The organism is Citricoccus sp. SGAir0253, assembly GCF_005877055.1.
Taxonomy (GTDB): domain Bacteria; phylum Actinomycetota; class Actinomycetes; order Actinomycetales; family Micrococcaceae; genus Citricoccus.
The window spans coordinates 1,995,136-2,015,062 of the sequence record NZ_CP039424.1; the positions used below are offsets into that span (position 1 = coordinate 1,995,136).

Genomic DNA, 19,927 nt, shown 5'->3' on the forward strand with positions numbered 1-19,927 from the left:
TCGAGGCGGACCGGCGGGCTTTCCCATGCCCAGCTCGAGGGGCAGACAGAAAACGACGGCGGCGCAGCACCGAGTGTCCATCCTACCCGCCGGGCCCCTGCTAGGCCAAATGCCGCGACCGACGGCGCGCCGGTCGCGGCATCCACCACCTCACTGGGTGCGGGTGATGTCCTCGGCCTTGACGCCCACGCCGATGATCATCGGCGCGGCGGCGGGTGCCCCGCCGCCGGCGGCCTCCGCCTCCCCGGCCGCCGGGGCCGGCGCCGCCGAGGCGCTGAACCGGTGACCCCCCGCGGCGGCCGCGGAGGCCTCCGCGGTGGCGTCCACGGTCTGGATCCGCCCCGAGGTGCCGTCCGAGGACGCGGCCCGGCGCCGGCGGCGCGCCGGGGCCTTCGGGGCGGCCGGAGCGGACTGCGCGGACGACGGGCCCGCACCGGCCGGTGCGGCCGGGGCGGACCGCTCGGCCGGCTCGGCGGCCGGCACGGAGGGGGCGGCCGGGACCGGCGCCGCCTCCCGGGCCTCCGGCGCGGACGGTGCCGACGTCTCGGGCCGCTCCTCGCCCGGCTCCCGGGGGGCACGCTGGTCCAGCGCGCTCTCGAGGGAGGACAGGTCCCGGCCCCCACCGGCCCGGCGCGGCGAGCGGCGGCCCCGCGGGACCTCCACGGCCTCGCCGCCGATCGTCAGCGTGGACCCGGTCCCGCGGCCCGCGGGCTCCGCCGTGGCCTCGTCCCGGCCGGCCCCGCTCCCGGCCTCGGACGCCGACCCGGCGGAATCGGAGGACCCCCCCTCGCGCGCCTCCGGACGCCCCTGGTCGCTGCCGGCGCGCCGGGACCGCTTGCGCCGCGGCCGGCCCGTCCGCTCGCTCTCCTCGTCCCCGGCGCCGCCCTGGTCGCCGGGCTGCTCGCCAGCCTGCACCCCGGCGTCCGTGCCGGCCGGACGGGCGGCACCCCGGGGGGCGCCGCCGTCGGGACCGGCGGACTCGCCGGCGGCCTGGGCACCGGCCGTGTCCGCGGCCGCGTCGGCGACCTGGGCCGCGGCCGGGGTGGACGGTGCCGGTTCGGGCACCGCCTGGCCCTCGTGGCCCTCGTGGGCGTGCTGGGCGGCGGCGGCGATGCTCGCGAAGGCCGCCCGGGCCGCCTCGGCGCGGGCCTTGCGCTCGGCCTCCTCCTCGGGGCTCGGCGTGCGCTCCGCGGCGGGCTCCTGCTGGGCCTCCCGCTCGCGCTCGGCCTGGCGCTCCCGGCTGCGGCGGCGGCGCTCGCTGCGCGAGGACTTGCGGTTGCCGCCGTCGGTGGCCTCGGCGCCGGACCCGCCACCGGTTCCGCCGCCGGTTCCGCCACCGGTGCGCGGCTCGCCGTGCGCGGTGTGGGCGCGGCGGTGCTCGACCGGCACGTCGTGGATGATGATGCCGCGGCCGTTGCAGTGCTCGCACGTCTCGGAGAAGATCTCCACGAGCCCGGTGCCCATGCGCTTGCGCGTCATCTGGACCAGGCCCAGGGAGGTGACCTCGGCGACCTGGTGCTTGGTGCGGTCCCGGCCGAGGCACTCCACGAGCCGGCGCAGCACGAGGTCCCGGTTCGACTCGAGCACCATGTCGATGAAGTCGATGACGATGATGCCGCCGATGTCCCGCAGCCGCAGTTGGCGGACGATCTCCTCGGCGGCCTCCAGGTTGTTCTTGGTGACCGTCTCCTCGAGGTTGCCGCCCGAACCCGTGAACTTGCCGGTGTTGACGTCCACCACGGTCATCGCCTCGGTGCGGTCGATGACCAGCGAGCCGCCGGAGGGCAGGAACACCTTGCGCTCCAGGGCCTTGTGCAGCTGCTCGTCGATCCGGTTCGAGGCGAACAGGTCCTCGCCGTCGTGGTCCTCGGGCTTCCACTGCTGGAGGCGGTCCAGCAGGTGCGGGGCCACGTACGTCACGTACGCCTCGATGTTGTCCCACACCTGGGGGCCCTGGACGACCATGCCGGAGAAGTCCTCGTTGAAGACGTCCCGGACGACCTTGATGGTCAGGTCCGGCTCCGAGTACAGCAGCTCGGGGGCGAGCACCTTGGTGGAGGCGGCCTTGGCCTCGATCCCCTCCCACTGGGCGCGCAGGCGGTTGATGTCGTGCATCAGCTCCTGCTCCGAGGTGCCCTCGGCGGCGGTGCGTACGATCACGCCAGCGTTCTCCGGCAGGTGGTCCTTGAGGATCTTCTTCAGCCGGGAGCGCTCGACGTCCGGCAGCTTGCGGGAGATCCCGGTCATGGACCCGCCCGGCACGTACACGAGGTACCGGCCCGGCAGGGACACCTGGCTGGTCAGCCGGGCGCCCTTGTGGCCCACCGGGTCCTTGGTGACCTGCACCAGCACGGAGTCCCCGGACTTCAGCGCGTTCTCGATCTTGCGGGCCTTGCCCTCGAGGTTCGCGGCGTCCCAGTTGACCTCGCCGGCGTAGAGCACGGCGTTGCGGCCCCGGCCGATGTCCACGAAGGCGGCCTCCATGGACGGCAGGACGTTCTGGACCTTGCCCAGGTAGACGTTGCCGATCATCGAGTCCTGGGTGGTGTTGGAGACGAAGTGCTCGGCGAGCACGCCGTCCTCCATGACCGCGATCTGGATGCGCTGCTCGCGCTGGCGCACCAGCATCTTCCGGTCCACCGACTCGCGGCGGGCGAGGAACTCGGCCTCGGTGATGACGTGGCGGCGCTGGCGGCCCCCGGAGCGGGAGTCGCGGCGGCGCTGGCGCTTGGCCTCCAGCCGCGTGGAGCCCTTCAGGCTTGTGACGCCCTGCGGTCCCGTGCTGCCGGACTGGCGCGGGGCGCGCACCCGGGTCACGGTGTTCTCCGGGTCGTCGTCCGCCCCGCCCTCCAGCTCCATGTCCACGTCCCCGCGGCGGCGCTTGCGACGCCGGCGCGTGCCCATGCCCTCGGACCCGGCGGCGCGGTCCTCGCGGTCCGCCTCGTCCTGGCCGCCCTCGGCGGCCTCGCCTTCCTCGGTGCCGGCCTCGCCGGTCGCCTCGGCGCCCCGGTCGGCGCGGCTGCGGCTGCGGCGACGGCGGCGGGAGCCGCGCGAGGCGGTGCGGCCCGCCTCGTCCTGGTCGTCGTCCTCGCCTCGGGCCTCGCCGTCCTGGTGCTCGGCCTCCCCGGCCTCGGCGTCCTGGTCGTCGCGCTCACGGCGCCGGGACAGTGCCGGCGGGATGGCCGAGAGGTCGGGGGCCTGGAAGATCAGGGCCAGCGGGTCCGCGGGCACCGCGAAGGGGTCGGCGACGGCGTCGTCGTCCTCGTCGGCCCGCGCCGGCTCCCCAGAGGCGTCCGACGCCGCGGCGTCCTCCGCGGGGGCGGCCGGCTCGGCAGGCGCGGCGTCGGGCTCGGCGGTCGCCGGCACGTCCGTGACGGTGGCCTCGGCAGCGTCGGCGGGGGCGGCGTCGGCGGGGACCGTCGCGGGCACCGACGACTCCGGCCCCGCCCCGGCGGCGGTGTCGTCCGCGGGCGCCGCGTGCTGCTCGGCGGCGTCCGCCGTCGGGGTCTCGAGGGCGGCGGCGGAGTCCGCGCCCTCCCCCGCGGCCTCCGTCGGGTCCGCGTCCGCGGGCCCCTCGACGGTGTCTCCGGCGTCCTCGCCGGGGACGGTGCCCTGCTCGGCGGCGTCCGCCGTGGGGGTCTCGAGGGCCGTGGCGTCCTGCGCGGCGCCGGCCGGGACGGCCGTCTCCTCGACGGATCCTGCGGGTCCAGCGGTGTCTCGTTCGTTGGCTGCCATGGACAGCACCTCCTGCCCTGCCGGCACGCCACACTCGTGCCCCCAGGGCGGCCAGGTCCGTTCCCGGTGGCGTTTCCCCCGATCCGCCGCTGCGGTCCTCGGGGTGCCGCCGTCGACGGACTCCAGAAAGTCTCAGGTGAACCGGGCCGCGGCCTCCGCTGGTTGCGGGCGCCGAGGGCGGAACCATCGGACGCCTGCCCGGTGCCACGCGACATGGCGCGTGCCGGAGGCGGTGTTCGCGAGGCCGGGGACGCGTGGTCCGCGTCCCTCCGGCCGGACAGTCTTCCTACACTGCCCCAGTCCTGTGCCGCCGGCCCGGTGGCCGTCCGATGGACCCTGCCGATGGTGTGGCCACCGGTGGGTCACCGATCATTCTCTCACATGGCGGCCCGGTCCACCGGGATCAGCCCGGCGGGCCGGGCCCCGGTCGGGGCGCCCGGGCTCGCCGGGGACGAGGGACGGGGACCTACCATGGTGCCGTGAACTCCCGCGCAGCACAGACCCCCGGCACCGGTCCCGGACAGGACCACGACCTCGACCTCGAGCTCGACCTGAGGTCCGGCGGCCCCGGCGGGCCCCCGGCAGCGGACGACGATGCCGCCCCGCGGGACCTGCCGTGGTACGCCCGGCCGCTGGGGACAGCGTGGATGCTGCTCGTCACGGGGCTCGGCGGGATGTTCGGCGCCGTCGTCCTCGTGGCCGAGCGGGTGATGCTGTGGAACGACCCGGACCACGTCACCAGCTGTGACATCAACCCGTGGGTGTCCTGCGGCCAGGTGATGAAGACCTGGCAGTCCCAGCTGTTCGGCTTCCCCAACCAGTTCATCGGGCTCGTGGCGTTCTCGATCGTCATCACGATCGCCATGGCCCTGTTCGCCCGCGCGCGCTTCCAGCGCTGGTACTGGATCGGGATGAACATCGGCGTGTTCCTGGGCTTCGTGTTCTGCGTCTGGCTGTGGAGCCAGGCCGTCTACGTCATCAACATCCTGTGCCTGTACTGCATGGTCGTCTGGGCGATGATGATCCCGATGTTCGTGCTGCTGACCTCGCGCAACCTCCAGCACGGCGTGATCCCGGCCTCCCCCGGCGTGCGTCGCTTCGCCGCCGAGTGGGCGTGGCCGGTCATCGTCATCCTCTACGTGAGCGTGCTCGGCTCGATCATGCTGCGCTTCTCCAACGCCTTCTTCTAGGCCCGGAGCCGGCCCGGGCGTGGGCCGGACCTCGTCCCGGCACCGTCCGGGGCGGCCCGCCCGGCGGGCTCGCCCGCGCTCCGGCGCCGCGACCGCTCCAGGGCGGCCCCGGCCAGCAGCACCGCCCACATGGCCAGCAGGAAGGGCCACGTGAAGACGGGCACGGGCGTCAGGGAGAGCACCGGCTGCAGCACCATGGTCAGCGCCACGCCCGCCACCGCGCCCGCCAGCCGCTGCCACCACGGCCGGCCCGTCCAGGCCACGGCCCCGATCCCGATCGCCGCCAGGACCGCCGAGTAGCCGAGCAGTCCGGAGGAGATCCGGACGATGCCCTCGCCGACCGCCAGCGCCCCCAGCACCGCCAGCGCGCTGCCCAGCAGCCCGAACAGGCCGGTCGGCCGCGACCGGACCGCCAGGAGCAGCAGGACCAGGGCACCGGTCAGGGCCCCGTCCGCGAACATCACCTGGGAGACGTTGCGGACCGTCCCCAGTAGGAGCCCCGGCAGTGCGCCGTCGTCGGCGGGGGGCGGCGCCGGACCGGCCGGGGGAAGGAAGATCACCGTGAGCGCCCCCGCGACGAGGCAGAACGGTGCCGTGGACACGGGCAGCCGGGCGGCCCGGAGCGCACGGAGCGCGAACACCCGGCGGACCAGCTCGTGGACCGGGACACACGCCACCGCCCCGAGGACCGTCAGCGGCACGGAGGCCGTCCAGTCCCGCGGGCCCAGCGCCATCGCGGCACCCACGAGCGCGCCGTTGTAGCCCATCAGCCCGTCACGGGCCCGCTCGGTGGGGCCGAGCAGCCGACCCGCGCCCGTCTGGACCGCTGCGCCCAGCACGACGAGCGCCGCCAGCCACGGGTCCTCGACCGCCAGCACCAGGAGCAGGAGCGCGCCCAGCGGGGCGTCGCGCAGGAAGAAGACCTGGGAGACGCCGTGCAGGACGGAACGCAGGGCGCGGGCCGTGCCCGGGCGCCACGGGAGGAGCGTGGCCCCCGTCACGCCAGGAGCGTCACGAGGTCCGTGCGCATCGCGGCGGGGTCCGCCTCCGGGCTCGGCTCGGTCACGTAGACCTCCCAGAAGGGCAGGACGGGGCGGTGGCCCGCGGAGGCCACCGCGTCCATGAACCGCGCCCATGCCTCGCCGAGCCCGTCGTAGGAGCCGCGGTGGGTGACGATCGCAACGCGTCCGCCGGGCAGCCGGGACGGGCGCAGCACCATGCCGGAGTCCGTGCCGACCGGGCCCTCGAGCGGCCGGTCCACGGGCAGGCCGACCTCGAAGTCCACCGTCTCCGTGGGCATCCTGCGATGCAGGGAGAAGGCGGGCCCCACTGGCTGCAGGCCGTGCACGGCCAGGACGGGCAGCAGGGCGCCGAACGTGGCGTCGAAGACCTCGCGCATCCGCTCCAGCGGGTAGTCCGCGGCCACGTTGACGACCGTGGCGACCTCCGGCACCTCCAGGACGGTGGGCTCGGGGTAGGGGCCGGCGAGGAAGTAGGGCGCGTCGGGTTCGATGCTCACGGGGGGCTCCTGTGCTCGGGCGGGCTCGGGTGCCGGGGCTGCTGGGGTGCCCGGGACGTCGGGAGGCCGGGCCGGCCGGGGGCCGGGACGCCCCCGGGACGACGTCGACCCCGGCCTCCCGCCCCGATCCTAGGGAGCGGGAGGGCACCGGGGCCATGTCCGGTCCGCGCGATCGGTACCGGCCGGTGGCCGGGACGCGGACCGGGGGGTGTGGCTCAGCCGAACCAGATGGCGAGCTCGCGCTCGGCCGAGAGCGTGGAGTCGGAGCCGTGCACGAGGTTCTTCTGCACCGCCTCGCCCCAGTCGCGGCCGAGGTCGCCGCGGATGGTGCCGGGGGCCGCCGTCGTGGGCTCGGTGGCCCCGGCCAGCGAGCGGAAGCCCTCGATGACGCGCTGGCCGCGCACGCGCACGGCGACGACGGGCCCGGAGCCCATGAACTCCACGAGGGGCTCGAAGAACGGCTTGCCCTCGTGCTCCTCGTAGTGCCGCACGAGCATCTCTCGCGTGGGCACCAGCATGCGCAGGTCCGTGATGGTGTAGCCCTTGGCCTCGATCCGGGCCAGGACCTGCCCGGTGAGGTTGCGGGCGACGCCGTCCGGCTTGACGAGGACGAGGGTCTCTTCGACGTGAGAGGTCATGGTGACTCCTTGGGGACTCTGTCGGTGACGTGGTCGGTCACGCGGTCGGGACGGGTGATCGGGGACAGGGGCCGGCGGCGCCGGGCACGCCGGCCATCGGGTCAACCCTAGCGTCCGGTCCGCAGTCCCCGGCGCGCGGGTCCCCGCCGGTGGCCGGTCCCGACGACGGCCCGGCGGGGGTGCGCGGCCCCCGAGGCCGGGCCGTCGGGACCCTCAGGCCTGTTCCGGGTGCTCGGCGCGCCAGCGCGCCTCGGCGGCGGCGCGGGCCCGGTTCACCCGGTCCAGCTCGCCGCCCTTGGTGACGGCGTACCACCAGGCGAGGCCGAAGCCGGCGGCCACGATCACCATCGTGTACTCGAGGAACATCCCCGCCACCAGGGCCACCTGGATGGCCCAGCCGATGGCGATGCCCAGCGGCCGCGTCACGAGCGCGCAGTCCAGGACGGCCACGAGCGCCAGGAGCAGGGCCAGGCCCAGGGCCCACGGGGCCATCGCGTCGCCGCGGTTGAGGTTGTACACGCCCAGGCCGAAGAAGACCAGCACGATCGCCTCCATGACGAGCACGGAGGAGCAGAACGTGGCCCGCACGGACCGCGCCCTCTTCGGCTGCCCCGGGCGCCACCGGCGCTGCGCCCTGGTCTCCCGCGCCGGCCGCCAGGACTCCCCGCCGCTCATCGCGCTCCCCCGTTCCCGCGGCGGCCCGCGGCGCCGCCGCCATCCGCGTCCCCTGCGTCCTCCGAGTCCTCGGAGTCCTCGGCGAAGATGTCCTCGAACTCCTCCTCGTCCTCGTCCAGACCGTCCCCGAGCTCGAGCCCGAGGTCCCGGAACACCTCCACGCCCGGGGCCACCGGCACCACCGACGGCGGGCCCTCCACGGCGGCGCCCGCGGCGGGGGCGCCGAGCAGGTCCCGGACCTCGGCGACGAGCGTGATGGACCCGGTGACGAGGACCCCGCCGCCGGTGCCGGCGCCGGCCCCCTCGGTGGCCTCGGCCCGGCCGACCGCCCACTCCAGGGCGTCCGGCACGGACTCGGTGGCGTGCACGTCCTCCTCGGGCCAGCCGGCGTCGAGCGCCAGCTGGGCGAGCTCCCCGGCGGGGATGGCCCGCGGCGAGGAGGACTGGGTCAGGCACAGGTCCTCCACGAGGTCGCCGAACTCGCGGTACAGCACGGTGAGCATCTCGAGGGCGTCCTTCTCGGCGAGCACCCCCACCACGAGAACGAGCCGCTCGAAGCCGAACGCCTCCTGCAGGGCCCGGGCGGAGACCCGCACGCCGTCCGGGTTGTGCGCGGCGTCCACCACGATCGTGGGGGCGGTGCGCACCACCTCGAGCCGGCCCGGGGCGGACGCCTCGGCCACGCCCTGCTGCAGCAGCGCGTGCTCGAGCTCCCGCTCGCCGCCGAAGAAGGCCTCCAGGGCGGCGATCGCCACCGCGAGGTTCTCGGCCTGGTGCTCGCCGTGCAGCGGCAGGGTCAGCTCCGGGTAGCGCCCGGCGATGCCCCGCACCGTGACCTGCTGGCCGCCCACGGCCACGGACCGCGACTCCACGCCGAAGTCCACGCCCTCGAAGCGGAACGGGACGCCGGCGGCGCGCGCCGCGTCCAGCAGGACCTGGGCCGCGTCGGGGTCCTGGGCGGCGGACACCAGGAAGCCGCCGGGCTTGATGATCCCGGCCTTCTCGGCGGCGATCTCGGCCTCGGTCTCCCCCAGCAGGTCGGTGTGGTCCAGCGAGATCGGCGTCACCACGGACACCGCCCCGTCGGCCACGTTGGTGGCGTCGGTGATCCCGCCGAGGCCGACCTCGAGGACCACCACGTCCACCGGCTCGTCCGCGAACACCGCGAAGCCCAGGATGGTGACGCACTCGAAGTAGGTCAGCCGGTTCTGCCCGGCCGCGGTGAGCTCGGCGTCGACCACCTCGAGGACCGGCAGGATCTCGTTCCAGACCCGCACGAACGTCTCGTCCGGCACCGGCGCGCCGTCCAGGCTGATCCGCTCCGTCACGCTGGACAGGTGCGGCGAGGTGTACCGGCCGGTCCGCAGGCCGTAGGCGCGCAGCACCGACTCGATGATCCGCGCCGTGGAGGTCTTGCCGTTGGTGCCGGTCAGGTGGATCACCGGCGCGGCACGCTGCGGCTCGCCGAGCAGCTCCATGGCCCGCCACAGCGGGTCCATCCGCGGCTCCATCTTGTTCTCCGGCGCCCGGGCCAGCAGGTCCCGGTACACGGCCGCCACGGTGCGCGGGCCCTTGCCCGGCGCGGTGGGGTGCCCGGCGCTCACGCGGCACCCCCGTCCGCGGCACCCGCGGCGCCGGCCGGCTGGGGCGACGCGGCACCCTCGGCGCGGGCCACGGTCACCCGCACGGTGCGGGTGGCGTCGTCCGCGGGGTCCTTCCGCGGGTCCGGCGCCCCGGAGTCCTCCAGCACGAGCTCCACGGTCAGGGTCTCCCCCGCCACGAGCCCGCGGTGGGCCTCGACGGCGGCCACGACGGCGGCCGGGCCGCTGACCACGGTGCGGACCCGGTCCGAGACGTCCAGGCCGGCGTCCTTGCGCGCGGCCTGGATCGCGCGGACCACGTCCCGGGCGGTGCCCTCGGCGGCCAGCTCGGCCGGGACGGCGGTGTCCAGGACGAGGAACCCGCCGGGCACGACGGTGACGGCGCGCTCGGCGGCCGCGCCGTCGTCGGCCTCGGCGGCGCCGTCCGCCCCGGCCGGCGGGCCCACGGTCGTCTCGAGGGAGTACTCCCCCTCGACCAGGGCGATGCCCCCGGCCACCACGGTGCCGTCCTCGGCCTGGGACCAGTCGCCGGCCTTGGCGGCCTTGATGACGGCCTGGACCTGCTTGCCCAGCCGCGGGCCGGCGGCCCGCGCGTTGACGGCGAGGGACTGGCTGATGCCGAAGTCCGCGGCGGACACCGCGGCGGCGTCCTGCAGGTCCACGGACTTCAGGTTCAGCTCGTCCCGGATGATGTCCGCGTACGCTCCGGCCAGCCCCGCGGCGTCCGGCACCACCACGGTCATGGACCGCAGCGGCAGGCGCACCCGCCGCTTGGCGCCCTTGCGCAGGGAGGACCCGGCCGAGGCGATGCGCCGCACCGCCTCCATCCGCTCCACGAGCTGCTCGGCCTCGGCCTCGGAGGCGAAGCCGGACAGGAACGGGGCGGCGTCCGGGTAGTCGGTCAGGTGCACGGAGCGGCCCCCCGTCAGCCCACGCCAGATCTCCTCGGCGATGAGCGGCATGAGCGGCGCGGCGGCGCGGCAGAACGCCTCCAGGCACGTGTACAGCACGTCCAGGGCCTGGGTGTCCTCGTCGAAGAACCGCTGGCGGGACCGGCGGACGTACCAGTTGGTCATGGTGTCCATGTAGGTGCGCAGCGCGTCCGTTGCGTCGGAGACCTCGTAGGCGTCCAGCGCGGCCTTGACCTCGCGGACCATCCGGGCGGTGGCCGCCAGGGCGTACTGGTCCAGCGGGTCCGTGGAGGAGTACCGGGCCCGGGCGCGGTAGCCCTCCGGGCGGGCGCCGCCGTCCGTGGCCGAGTTCGCGTAGAGGCTGAAGAAGTGCCACACGTTCCAGGCCGGCAGCAGCACCTGGCGGGCGCCCTCCCGGATGCCCTCCTCGGTCACCACGAGGTTGCCGCCGCGCAGGATCGGGGAGGCCATGAGGAACCAGCGCATGGCGTCCGAGCCGTCCCGGTCCAGGACCTCGGAGACGTCCGGGTAGTTCTTCAGGGACTTGGACATCTTCTGCCCGTCCGAGCCCAGCACGATCCCGTGGCTGATGACGTTGGAGAAGGCCGGGCGGTCGAACAGGGCGGTGGCCAGCACGTGCATGGTGTAGAACCAGCCGCGGGTCTGGCCGATGTACTCGACGATGAAGTCCGCGGGGTTGTGGGTCTCGAACCAGTCCTTCGCCTCGAAGGGGTAGTGCACCTGGGCGTACGGCATGGACCCGGAGTCGAACCACACGTCCAGCACGTCCTCCACGCGGCGCATCACGGCGCCGGCGGCCGCGGCCTCCGGGTCCGGGTGCGGGCGGACGAGGTCGTCGATCCACGGGCGGTGCAGGTCCACCTCGCCCGCGGCGTTGCGCGGCAGCCGGCCGAAGGCCTCCTCGAGCTCGGCGAGCGAGCCGTAGACCTCCTGGCGCGGGAAGTCGGGGTGGTCGGACTCCCACACGGGGATGGGCGAGCCCCAGTACCGGTTGCGGGAGATCGACCAGTCGCGGGCGTTCTCCAGCCACTTGCCGAACTGGCCGTCCTTGACGTTGTCCGGGATCCAGTTGATCTGCTGGTTCAGCTCCACCATCCGGTCCTTGAACGCGGTCACGGAGACGTACCAGCTCGTGATGGCCCGGTAGACCAGCGGGGTGCGGCAGCGCCAGCAGTGCGGGTAGGAGTGCTCGTAGGAGGCCTCCCGCACCAGCTTCCCGGCCGCGCGCAGGGCGCGGATGATGGTCCGGTTGGCCTCGAAGGCCTGCACGCCGGCGATGTCCTTGAGCACCCCGCCGCCGCGGCCCTCGTCGCCGAACAGCGGCAGGAACCGCGCGCCGGAGTCCACGGAGAGGATCACCGGGATCCCGTTCGCCTCGCAGACCCGCTGGTCGTCCTCGCCGTAGGCCGGGGCCTGGTGGACCACGCCGGTGCCGTCGTCGGTGCTGACGTAGTCGTCCACGAGCAGGCGCCACGCGCGGGCGGTGCCGTACGCCTCCTCGTCGGTGAAGTAGGTGAACAGCGGTTCGTAGGACAGCCCGGCCAGGCGGGCGCCGGGGAAGGTGGCCTCGACGGCCCCGGCGAGGGCGCCGGCGTCGGGGTAGCCCAGTTCCTTGGCGTGCGGGGCGAGCAGGTCCTGGGCGAGCAGGTAGCGGTGCCCGGCGACGTCCTCGGCCGCGTCCGGGCCGGCCGGCACCACCGCGTAGGTGATCTCGGGGCCGACGGCGAGCGCCTCGTTGGTCGGCAGGGTCCACGGCGTGGTGGTCCAGGCCAGCACGCGCACGCCGGTGAGCTCGGCGGCCAGCGCGGCGTCCGCGCCGCCGGCGGGCACGAGCTCCGGGTCCGCGGGCAGTCCGGTGATCGGGAAGGCGACGGTGACCGAGGGGTCCTGCCGGGACTTGTAGACGTCCTCGTCCATGCGCAGCTCGTGGTTGGACAGCGGGGTCTCGTCCTTCCAGCAGTACGGCAGGACGCGGAATCCGCGGTAGGTGAGGCCCTTCTCGTGCAGCGTCTTGAACGCCCACAGCACGGACTCCATGAACTCGGGGTTCAGGGTCTTGTAGTCGTTCTCGAAGTCGACCCACCGGGCCTGGCGGTTGACGTAGTCCTTCCACTCCTCCGTGTACTTCAGCACGGAGGCGCGGCAGGCGTCGTTGAACCTGTCGATGCCCATCGTCTCGATGTGCGCCTTGTCCGTCATGCCGAGCTGCTTCATCGCCTCCAGCTCGGCCGGCAGGCCGTGGGTGTCCCAGCCGAAGCGGCGCTCCACGCGCCGGCCCTGCTGGGTCTGGTAGCGGGCCACGAGGTCCTTGACGTAGCCGGTGAGCAGGTGGCCGTAGTGCGGCAGGCCGTTGGCGAAGGGAGGGCCGTCGTAGAAGACGAACTCGTTGCCGGTGCCGTCCTCGTGCTGGGCCGGGCGGTTGTCCACGGACGCCTGGAAGGTGCCGTCCTCGTCCCAGTACCGGAGGATGCGCTCCTCGATCTCGGGGAAGCGCGGCGAGGCCGGGGTCCCGTCCGGGGTCTCCGCGGCGGGGGCTGAACTGGCGAGGGGGTACACGGTGGGGACCGTCCTTTACGTCCTGGCGTCGTCCTTGCGGGCATCGACTGGGCTGCGGGCTGCTGTCTGCAAGGACGCCGGACCCCGCCCCGGTGCTCCCGGGGTCGACGGCGGCGCGGTACCACCCTGCTTGCCGTCCCCCTCCGGCGGGGTCCCGGCCGGCGCGCCGGTGGGACCTCCCGGGCGGCGGACGACCGCTCGAGACCGCTGTGACGGGCGTACCCGTCCGGTTCTACTGGGGCCGGGGCGCCGGGGGCGCGGGCCTGTTCTTCCGGAAGCTCGCCGGTGATGGCCGGGTCGGTGCTTTGGGGGTGATTCTACGCCACGGCCCGGCCCCGCGCAGTCCCGGCACCCGCCCCCGGCCGGCGGCGGAGTGCGGCGCCGGCGTGGGCGCGGCCGGGGCCCGGGCGTGGTGCGGCCGGAGTGTGGACGGGGGTACTGCCGGGGCTCCTAGCGGCCGGCGCGGATGACCTTGTGCTGCGCGGCCTGGGCCACCGGGCGCAGCACCACCTGGTCGAGGTTGACGTGGTGCGGCAGGCCGACGGCGTAGGCGCACACGTCCGCCACGTCCTCCGCGGTGAGCGGCTCCTCCACGCCGGCGTAGACGCGGTCCGCCGCGGCCTGGTCCCCGCGCAGGCGGTTGCGGGTGAACTCCTCGGTGTGCACCATCCCGGGCAGCACCTCCACCACGCGCACGCCGTGCTCCGCCTCCTCCAGGCGCAGCGCGCCGACGAGGCCGTGCTGGCCCATCTTCGCCGCGTTGTACCCGGCCCCGCCCTCGTAGCTGGCCAGCGCCGCCGTGGACGTCAGCACGAGCACGGTGCCCCGGCCGGTGGCCCGCACCATCGGCAGGAACGCCTGCAGGGTGGTGAGCGTGCCCTGGACGTTGACGCGGTACATCCACTCCCAGTCGCCCAGGCGGCCCTCGGCCACGCGGTCGGTGCCCAGGGCGCCGCCCGCGATGCACAGCACGGTGTCCGCTCCCCCCAGTTCGGCGACCCGGTCGCGGACCGCGGCCACCTGGGCCGCGTCGGTGACGTCGGCCGGGAGCGGCACGATCCGCCCGGTGCCGGCGGGCACCGCGGCGGCGAGGGACTCCAGCCGCTCGGCGCGGCGCGCCACGGCGAAGACGGTCCAGCCGTCCGCCGCGAGCCGGGCGGCGGTGGCCCGGCCGATGCCGGAGGACGCGCCGGTCACGACGGCGGCGCGGGACGGGGTGCGGTCGGGCTGGGGCGTGGTCCGGGTCTCGGTCATGGCCCCACTGTAGGACGCGTCCGGGGCCGCCGCGCAGGGTGCGGGTGGCCGCCCGCTCCCCTCACCCGACTTTGCGGGCAGGACCCACCGGTGGGTCCTGCCCGCAAAGTCCCCGGGTGGGGGGCGGTGCGGGAGGGGGGTGGTCGACATGGGACAATCGAGGGCATGGCTGAACAGATCCCGGGCACAGACACGCCCGCCTCCCCGACCCCCGCCGTCACCGTCCCGGACAGGCCCGCCCTCGAGGGCCTGGAGGACAAGCTCTCCGCCCGCTGGCGCGAGCAGGGCACCTACGCCTTCGACGAGGACACGGTCCGCGGCGAGGTCTACTCGATCGACACCCCGCCGCCCACCGCGTCCGGGTCGCTGCACGTGGGGCACATGTTCTCCTACACCCAGACCGACGTGCTGGCCCGCTACCAGCGGATGACCGGCAAGAACGTGTTCTACCCCATGGGCTGGGACGACAACGGCCTGCCCACCGAGCGGCGCGTGCAGAACTTCTACGGCGTGCGCTGCGATCCCACGAAGCCGTACGTCGAGGGCTACCGCCCGCCGGAGAAGCCGGCGAAGAACCAGCGGGACTGGGACGTGGTGTCCCGGCGCAACTTCATCGAGCTGTGCGAGGAGCTCGCCGTCCAGGACGAGAAGGTCTTCGAGGACCTGTTCACCCGGCTCGGGCTCTCCGTGGACTGGTCGCTGACCTACCGCACGATCGACGACACCTCCCGCGCCGTCTCCCAGCGCGCCTTCCTGCAGAACCTGGCCGACGGCGACGCCTACCTCGCCGAGGCCCCGACGCTGTGGGACGTGACCTTCCGCACCGCCGTGGCCCAGGCCGAGCTCGAGGACCGCGAGGTCCCCGGCGCCTACCACCGCTACCCGTTCACCACCGCCTCCGGCGAGCAGGTGTTCATCGAGACCACCCGTCCCGAGCTGCTGCCGGCCTGCTCGGCCCTCGTGGCCCATCCCGACGACGAGCGGTACCAGCCGCTGTTCGGCACCTTCGTGACCTCCCCCCTCTTCGAGGTCCCGGTGGAGGTCAGGGCCCACCCGTTGGCCCAGCCGGACAAGGGCTCCGGCATCGCCATGGTCTGCACCTTCGGCGACCTGACCGACGTCACGTGGTGGCGTGAGCTGGACCTGCCGACCCGCACCGTGGTGGGCCGCGACGGCCGGTTCCACGCCGAGACCCCGGAGTGGATCACCACCGAGGCCGGGCGCGAGCAGTACGCGAGGCTGGCCGGCAAGACCGTGTTCTCCGCCAAGGAGACCGTGGTGGCCGCCCTCACCGAGGCCGGGCTCCTGGACGGCGAGCCGAAGACGATCATGCACGCCGTGAACTTCTACGAGAAGGGGGACAAGCCCCTCGAGGTCATCTCCTCCCGCCAGTGGTACATCCGCAACGGCGGCCGGGACGAGCACCGCCGCGAGCAGCTGCTCGCCCGCGGCCGGAAGGTCGCCTGGCATCCGGAGCACATGCGCCACCGCTACGAGAACTGGGTGGAGGGGCTCAACGGCGACTGGCTCGTCTCCCGCCAGCGCTTCTTCGGCGTGCCGATCCCCGTCTGGTACCCGCTGGACGAGGACGGCGAGCCGGACTACGAGCACCCGGTGCTGCCCGCCCACGACCAGCTGCCCGTGGACCCGGCGGCGGAGCCCGCACCGGGCTACGAGGAGTCCCAGCGGGACGTGCCCGGGGGGTTCACCGGCGACCCGGACGTGCTCGACACGTGGGCCACGTCCTCGCTGACCCCGCAGATCGTGGGCCGGTGGAGCCGTGACGAGGAGTTCTTCGGCAAGGTCTTCCCCTTCGACCTGCGCCCGCAGGGCCACGACATCATCCGGACCTGGCTGTTCTCCACGGTCGTCCGCGCGGACGCGCTCAACGACTCGGTGCCGTGGACGGACACCGCCCTGTCCGGCTGGATCCTGGACCCGGACCGGAAGAAGATGTCCAAGTCCAAGGGCAACGTGGTGGTCCCCACCGACGTGCTGGACGAATACGGCTCGGACGCCGTGCGCTACTGGGCGGCCTCGGCCAAGCTCGGCGCGGACACCGCCTACGAGGTGGCGCAGATGAAGATCGGCCGCCGCCTGGCCATCAAGCTGCTCAATGCCTCGAAGTTCGCGCTGAACCTCGGCGCCACCCAGCAGGACGTGGTGACCGACGCCGCCTCGGCCGCCGTCATCACCAATCCGCTGGACCGCTCGCTCATGGTCCGCCTGAACGACACGGTGGCCCAGTCCACCCGGGCGTTCGAGGCCTACGACTACGCCCGCGCGCTGAACCTGACCGAGTCCTTCTTCTGGCAGTTCACCGACGACTACGTGGAGCTCATCAAGGACCGCGCCTACGGCGGCCACGGCGAGGCCGAGCAGGCCTCGGTGCGCGCCACCCTGGCCACCACGCTCGACGCCCTGCTGCGGCTGCTGGCCCCGTTCCAGCCCTTCGCCACGGACGAGGTCTGGGGCTGGTGGCGCTCCGGCTCCGTGCACCGCGCCCCGTGGCCGGGCCTGGCCGAGGAGGTCGCCGGGATCGAGGCGGCCGCGGACGGCGCCACCGCGGACGTGCTGGCCACGGTCGCCCTGGCCCTCGGCGGGATCCGCAAGGCCAAGTCCGAGGCCAAGGTGAAGCAGCGCACCGAGGTGCTCTCCGCCGTCGTGACCGCCCCGGAGAACCGCCTGGGCGCCCTGCGCGGCGGCCTCGCCGACCTCAAGGCCGCCGGCAACGTCCGGGACCTCGTCCTCGAGGCGGGCACCCCGGCGTCGGACGCGGAGGTCACCGTCTCCGCGGTCGAGCTGGCCGTCCCCGAGGAGTCCCCGACCGCCTGAGGGTCCCCCGCGGACAGCACGACGCCCCCGGAACCGCGAGGTTCCGGGGGCGTCGTGCCGTGGTCCGGGCGTGCCGGCCCGCGCCGCGGCGTCGGCCGAGGGCCTCAGTCGAACTCGGGGCTCGTGGTCCGGGAGCGCTTGAGCTCGTAGAAGTACGGGAAGTCGGCCATCGCCACGGCGCCGTCGAAGATGCGGCCGGCGTCCTCCCCGCGCGGGATGCGGGTCATGACCGGGCCGAAGAACGCGGTGCCCCCGAAGGCCACGACGGGGGTGCCGACGTCATCGCCCACCTTGTCGATGCCCTCCTGGTGGGAGGCGCGCATCCTCTCGTCCAGGGCATCGGTCCGTGCGGCCTCGAGGATCCCCGGCTCGAGGTCCAGCTCGGCCAGCGCCTCGGCGATCACCGCCTCGAAGTCCTTGTTGCCCTGGTCGTGGATGCGGGTGCCCACGGCGGTGTAGTACCGGCCGAGCACCTCGTCGCCGTGGCGGTCCCAGACCTGGGTCGCCGCGCGGGCGGGCAGCCACGCGCGGTCCATCGCCTTCCGGTAGCCGGGGTCCAGGTCACGGTCCTCGTTGAGCACGGACAGGGACATGACGTGCCAGTGCACCGTGACGGGGCGGACCTTCTCCACCTCCAGCATCCACCGGGAGGTGATCCAGGCGAACGGGCAGGTGGAGTCGAACCAGAAGTCGACGGTCTGGACCTCGGCGGCGGGGGTCTGGGTCACGGGGTGGTTCCTCCTGGGAGTCGGGTGCGGTGTCAGGCGGACTTGGTCCGGCGCTTGCGCTGGACCTCGCGGGAGATCAGGGTGGGCTCGGCGCCGTGGCGGACCACGTCCCCGGTGATGACCACGGTGCCGATGTCCTCGCGGGAGGGCAGGTCGAACATCACCGGCTTGAGGACCTCCTCCATGATGGAGCGCAGCCCCCGGGCCCCGGTCCCCCGCTCCTCGGCCTGGTCCACCACGGCGTCCAGTGCGTCCTGGTCGAACTCCAGTTCCACGCCGTCCATGAGGAACATCTTCTGGTACTGCTTCAGCAGCGCGTTCCGCGGGCGGGTGAGGATGTTGACCAGCTGCGCGTGGTCGAGGTTGTCCACGGTGGTGATGACGGGCAGGCGGCCGATGAACTCGGGGATCAGGCCGAACTTGAGCAGGTCCTCGGGGCGGACGTCCGCGTAGGACACGTCCCGCTTGCCGATCGTGTTCAGGGGGGCGCCGAAGCCGATGCCCTTGCTGCCGGCCCGCGAGGAGATGATGTCCTCGAGGCCCGCGAAGGCCCCGGCCACGATGAACAGCACGTTGGAGGTGTCGATCTGCAGGAACTCCTGGTGCGGGTGCTTGCGCCCGCCCTGGGGCGGCACCGCGGCCGTGGTCCCCTCGAGGATCTTCAGCAGGGCCTGCTGCACGCCCTCGCCGGAGACGTCCCGGGTGATGGACGGGTTCTCCGACTTGCGCGAGATCTTGTCGATCTCGTCGATGTAGATGATGCCCTGCTCGGCCTTCTTGACGTCGTAGTCCGCGGCCTGGATGAGCTTGAGCAGGATGTTCTCCACGTCCTCGCCCACGTAGCCGGCCTCGGTGAGCGAGGTGGCGTCCGCGACGGCGAAGGGCACGTTGAGCTTGCGGGCCAGCGTCTGGGCCAGGTAGGTCTTGCCGGAGCCGGTGGGCCCCACGAGCAGGATGTTGGACTTGCCGACCTCGACGTCGGCCAGCTCCGAGTCCTCCCCCTGGCGGTCCAGCAGGGCGTTCTCCTTGGTCTGCTGACCGGTGCGGATCCGCTTGTAGTGGTTGTACACGGCGACGGCCAGGGACCGCTTGGCCTCCGTCTGGCCGATCACGTACTCCTCGAGGAAGTCGTAGATCTCCCGCGGCTTGGGCAACTCGACCTCGGCCGTCTCCGCGACCTCGGAGAGCTCCTCCTCGATGATCTCGTTGCACAGCTCGATGCACTCGTCGCAGATGTAGACGCCGGGTCCGGCGATCAGTTTCCGGACCTGCTTCTGGCTCTTTCCGCAGAACGAGCACTTGAGCAGGTCGGCGCTCTCACCGATGCGGGCCATGCGGGAATCTCCTCGATAGGGGACTGGATCCGGACCGGATCCCAGGTACTGCCATTACAGCTTAGGGGGTGGACGCCCTAGGCCGGGTGATTGCAACGGCGGCCCGCACCCCGCCGCCGGTCGCGGGAGGGTGCGGGCCGCCGTCGGGACGCCGCGGAACGGCCGGCGCCGGGCCCGGCCGCGGCCCCCGCGGAGGGGCCGCGGCCGGGCGGCGATCAGTTGCTGAGCTGGGGCCGGGTGATCTTGCGGGGAGCCAGGACCTCGTCCACGAGGCCGTACTCCTTGGCGCCCTCCGCGGAGAGGAACTTGTCCCGGTCGATGTCCAGGCGGACCTGGTCGGCGGTCTTGTTCGTGTGCGCGGCGAGCGTCTCCTCCATCCAGGTGCGGATGCGCAGCAGCTCGTCGGCGTGGATCTGGAGGTCCGTGGCGGTGCCCCGGTCCCCGCCCATGGACGGCTGGTGGATCAGCACGCGCGCGTTCGGCAGCGCCAGCCGCTTGCCCGGGGCGCCGGCGGCCAGCAGCACCGCGGCGGCCGAGGCGGCCTGCCCCAGGCACACCGTCTGCACCTCGGGGCGGATGAACTGCATGGTGTCGTAGATCGCCGTCATGGCGGTGAAGGAACCGCCCGGGGAGTTGATGTAGAGGGTGATGTCCCGCTCGGAGTCCATGGACTCCAGCACGAGCAGCTGGGCCATGATGTCGTCCGCCGAGGCGTCGTCCACCTGGGCGCCGAGGAACACGATGCGGTCCTCGAACAGCTTGGCGTAGGGGTCCTGGCGCTTGAAGCCGTAGGGCGTGCGCTCCTCGAACTGGGGCAGGATGTAGCGGGAGCTCGGGGCCGTGGTGCCGGCGGGCGTCCCGACGGGGAACTGGTGGTTCATGAGTGGTCTCTCCTGGGCGAGGGGTCTGAGGGAGTGGGGCGGACGGGCC

At 73.8% G+C, this 19,927-nt stretch carries 13 protein-coding genes; 2 read left to right on the top strand and 11 right to left on the bottom strand.

Annotated elements, in window-relative coordinates:
- Positions 1-150: 150 nt before the first annotated feature.
- Positions 151-3,735: an Rne/Rng family ribonuclease gene (locus E7744_RS08855; protein ID WP_137773801.1), complete on the bottom strand. Its 3,585-nt coding sequence runs from the start codon at positions 3,733-3,735 to the stop codon at positions 151-153.
- A gap of 479 nt (positions 3,736-4,214) precedes the next feature.
- Here E7744_RS08855 and E7744_RS08860 point away from each other — a divergent pair, with 479 nt between their 5' ends.
- Positions 4,215-4,925, top strand: coding sequence for a vitamin K epoxide reductase family protein (locus E7744_RS08860; protein ID WP_371415335.1), 711 nt, complete (start codon positions 4,215-4,217; stop codon positions 4,923-4,925).
- Here E7744_RS08860 and E7744_RS08865 read toward each other — a convergent pair.
- The 7 genes from E7744_RS08865 to E7744_RS08895 all read right to left on the bottom strand — a co-directional run bounded on the left by E7744_RS08865 (position 4,922) and on the right by E7744_RS08895 (position 14,100).
- Entirely contained in the window at positions 4,922-5,926 is a 1,005-nt protein-coding gene (locus E7744_RS08865; protein WP_137773802.1) for an urea transporter, read from the bottom strand. The genes E7744_RS08860 and E7744_RS08865 overlap by 4 nt on opposite strands.
- On the bottom strand, positions 5,923-6,444 hold the full coding sequence (locus tag E7744_RS08870) for a GyrI-like domain-containing protein (RefSeq protein WP_137773803.1): 522 nt from the start codon (positions 6,442-6,444) through the stop codon (positions 5,923-5,925). The genes E7744_RS08865 and E7744_RS08870 overlap by 4 nt, the downstream gene beginning before the upstream one ends.
- 215 nt (positions 6,445-6,659) lie before the next feature.
- Positions 6,660-7,082, bottom strand: coding sequence for a nucleoside-diphosphate kinase (ndk, locus tag E7744_RS08875; RefSeq protein WP_137773804.1), 423 nt, complete (start codon positions 7,080-7,082; stop codon positions 6,660-6,662).
- A gap of 213 nt (positions 7,083-7,295) precedes the next feature.
- On the bottom strand, positions 7,296-7,757 hold the full coding sequence (locus E7744_RS08880) for a DUF4233 domain-containing protein (RefSeq protein WP_137773805.1): 462 nt from the start codon (positions 7,755-7,757) through the stop codon (positions 7,296-7,298).
- Positions 7,754-9,361, bottom strand: a complete 1,608-nt coding sequence (locus E7744_RS08885; RefSeq protein ID WP_246858373.1) for a folylpolyglutamate synthase/dihydrofolate synthase family protein — start codon at positions 9,359-9,361, stop codon at positions 7,754-7,756. Before E7744_RS08885 ends, E7744_RS08880 begins: the two co-directional genes overlap by 4 nt.
- On the bottom strand, positions 9,358-12,846 hold the full coding sequence (gene ileS, locus E7744_RS08890) for an isoleucine--tRNA ligase (protein ID WP_137773806.1): 3,489 nt from the start codon (positions 12,844-12,846) through the stop codon (positions 9,358-9,360). The genes E7744_RS08885 and ileS overlap by 4 nt, the downstream gene beginning before the upstream one ends.
- Before the next feature lie 450 nt (positions 12,847-13,296).
- Positions 13,297-14,100 carry an SDR family oxidoreductase gene (locus E7744_RS08895; protein ID WP_137773807.1) on the bottom strand — a complete coding sequence of 268 codons (804 nt, stop codon included), beginning with the start codon at positions 14,098-14,100 and terminating at the stop codon, positions 13,297-13,299.
- A 165-nt stretch (positions 14,101-14,265) separates the two neighbouring features.
- Between E7744_RS08895 and valS the strand changes: the two genes are divergently transcribed.
- Entirely contained in the window at positions 14,266-16,935 is a 2,670-nt protein-coding gene (gene valS, locus E7744_RS08900; protein ID WP_137773808.1) for a valine--tRNA ligase, read from the top strand.
- A 104-nt stretch (positions 16,936-17,039) separates the two neighbouring features.
- Here valS and E7744_RS08905 read toward each other — a convergent pair whose 3' ends face one another.
- The 3 genes from E7744_RS08905 to E7744_RS08915 all read right to left on the bottom strand — a co-directional run bounded on the left by E7744_RS08905 (position 17,040) and on the right by E7744_RS08915 (position 19,878).
- On the bottom strand, positions 17,040-17,663 hold the full coding sequence (locus E7744_RS08905; protein WP_137773809.1) for a DsbA family protein: 624 nt from the start codon (positions 17,661-17,663) through the stop codon (positions 17,040-17,042).
- Positions 17,664-17,695: 32 nt separating this feature from the next.
- Complete coding sequence (gene clpX, locus E7744_RS08910; RefSeq protein ID WP_137773810.1) at positions 17,696-18,997, bottom strand: ATP-dependent Clp protease ATP-binding subunit ClpX; 1,302 nt, start codon at positions 18,995-18,997, stop codon at positions 17,696-17,698.
- Between the two features lie 215 nt (positions 18,998-19,212).
- Positions 19,213-19,878 (bottom strand): ATP-dependent Clp protease proteolytic subunit, encoded by a 666-nt coding sequence (locus E7744_RS08915; protein ID WP_137773811.1) that lies wholly within the window; start codon positions 19,876-19,878, stop codon positions 19,213-19,215.
- Between the last annotated feature and the right edge of the window lie 49 nt (positions 19,879-19,927).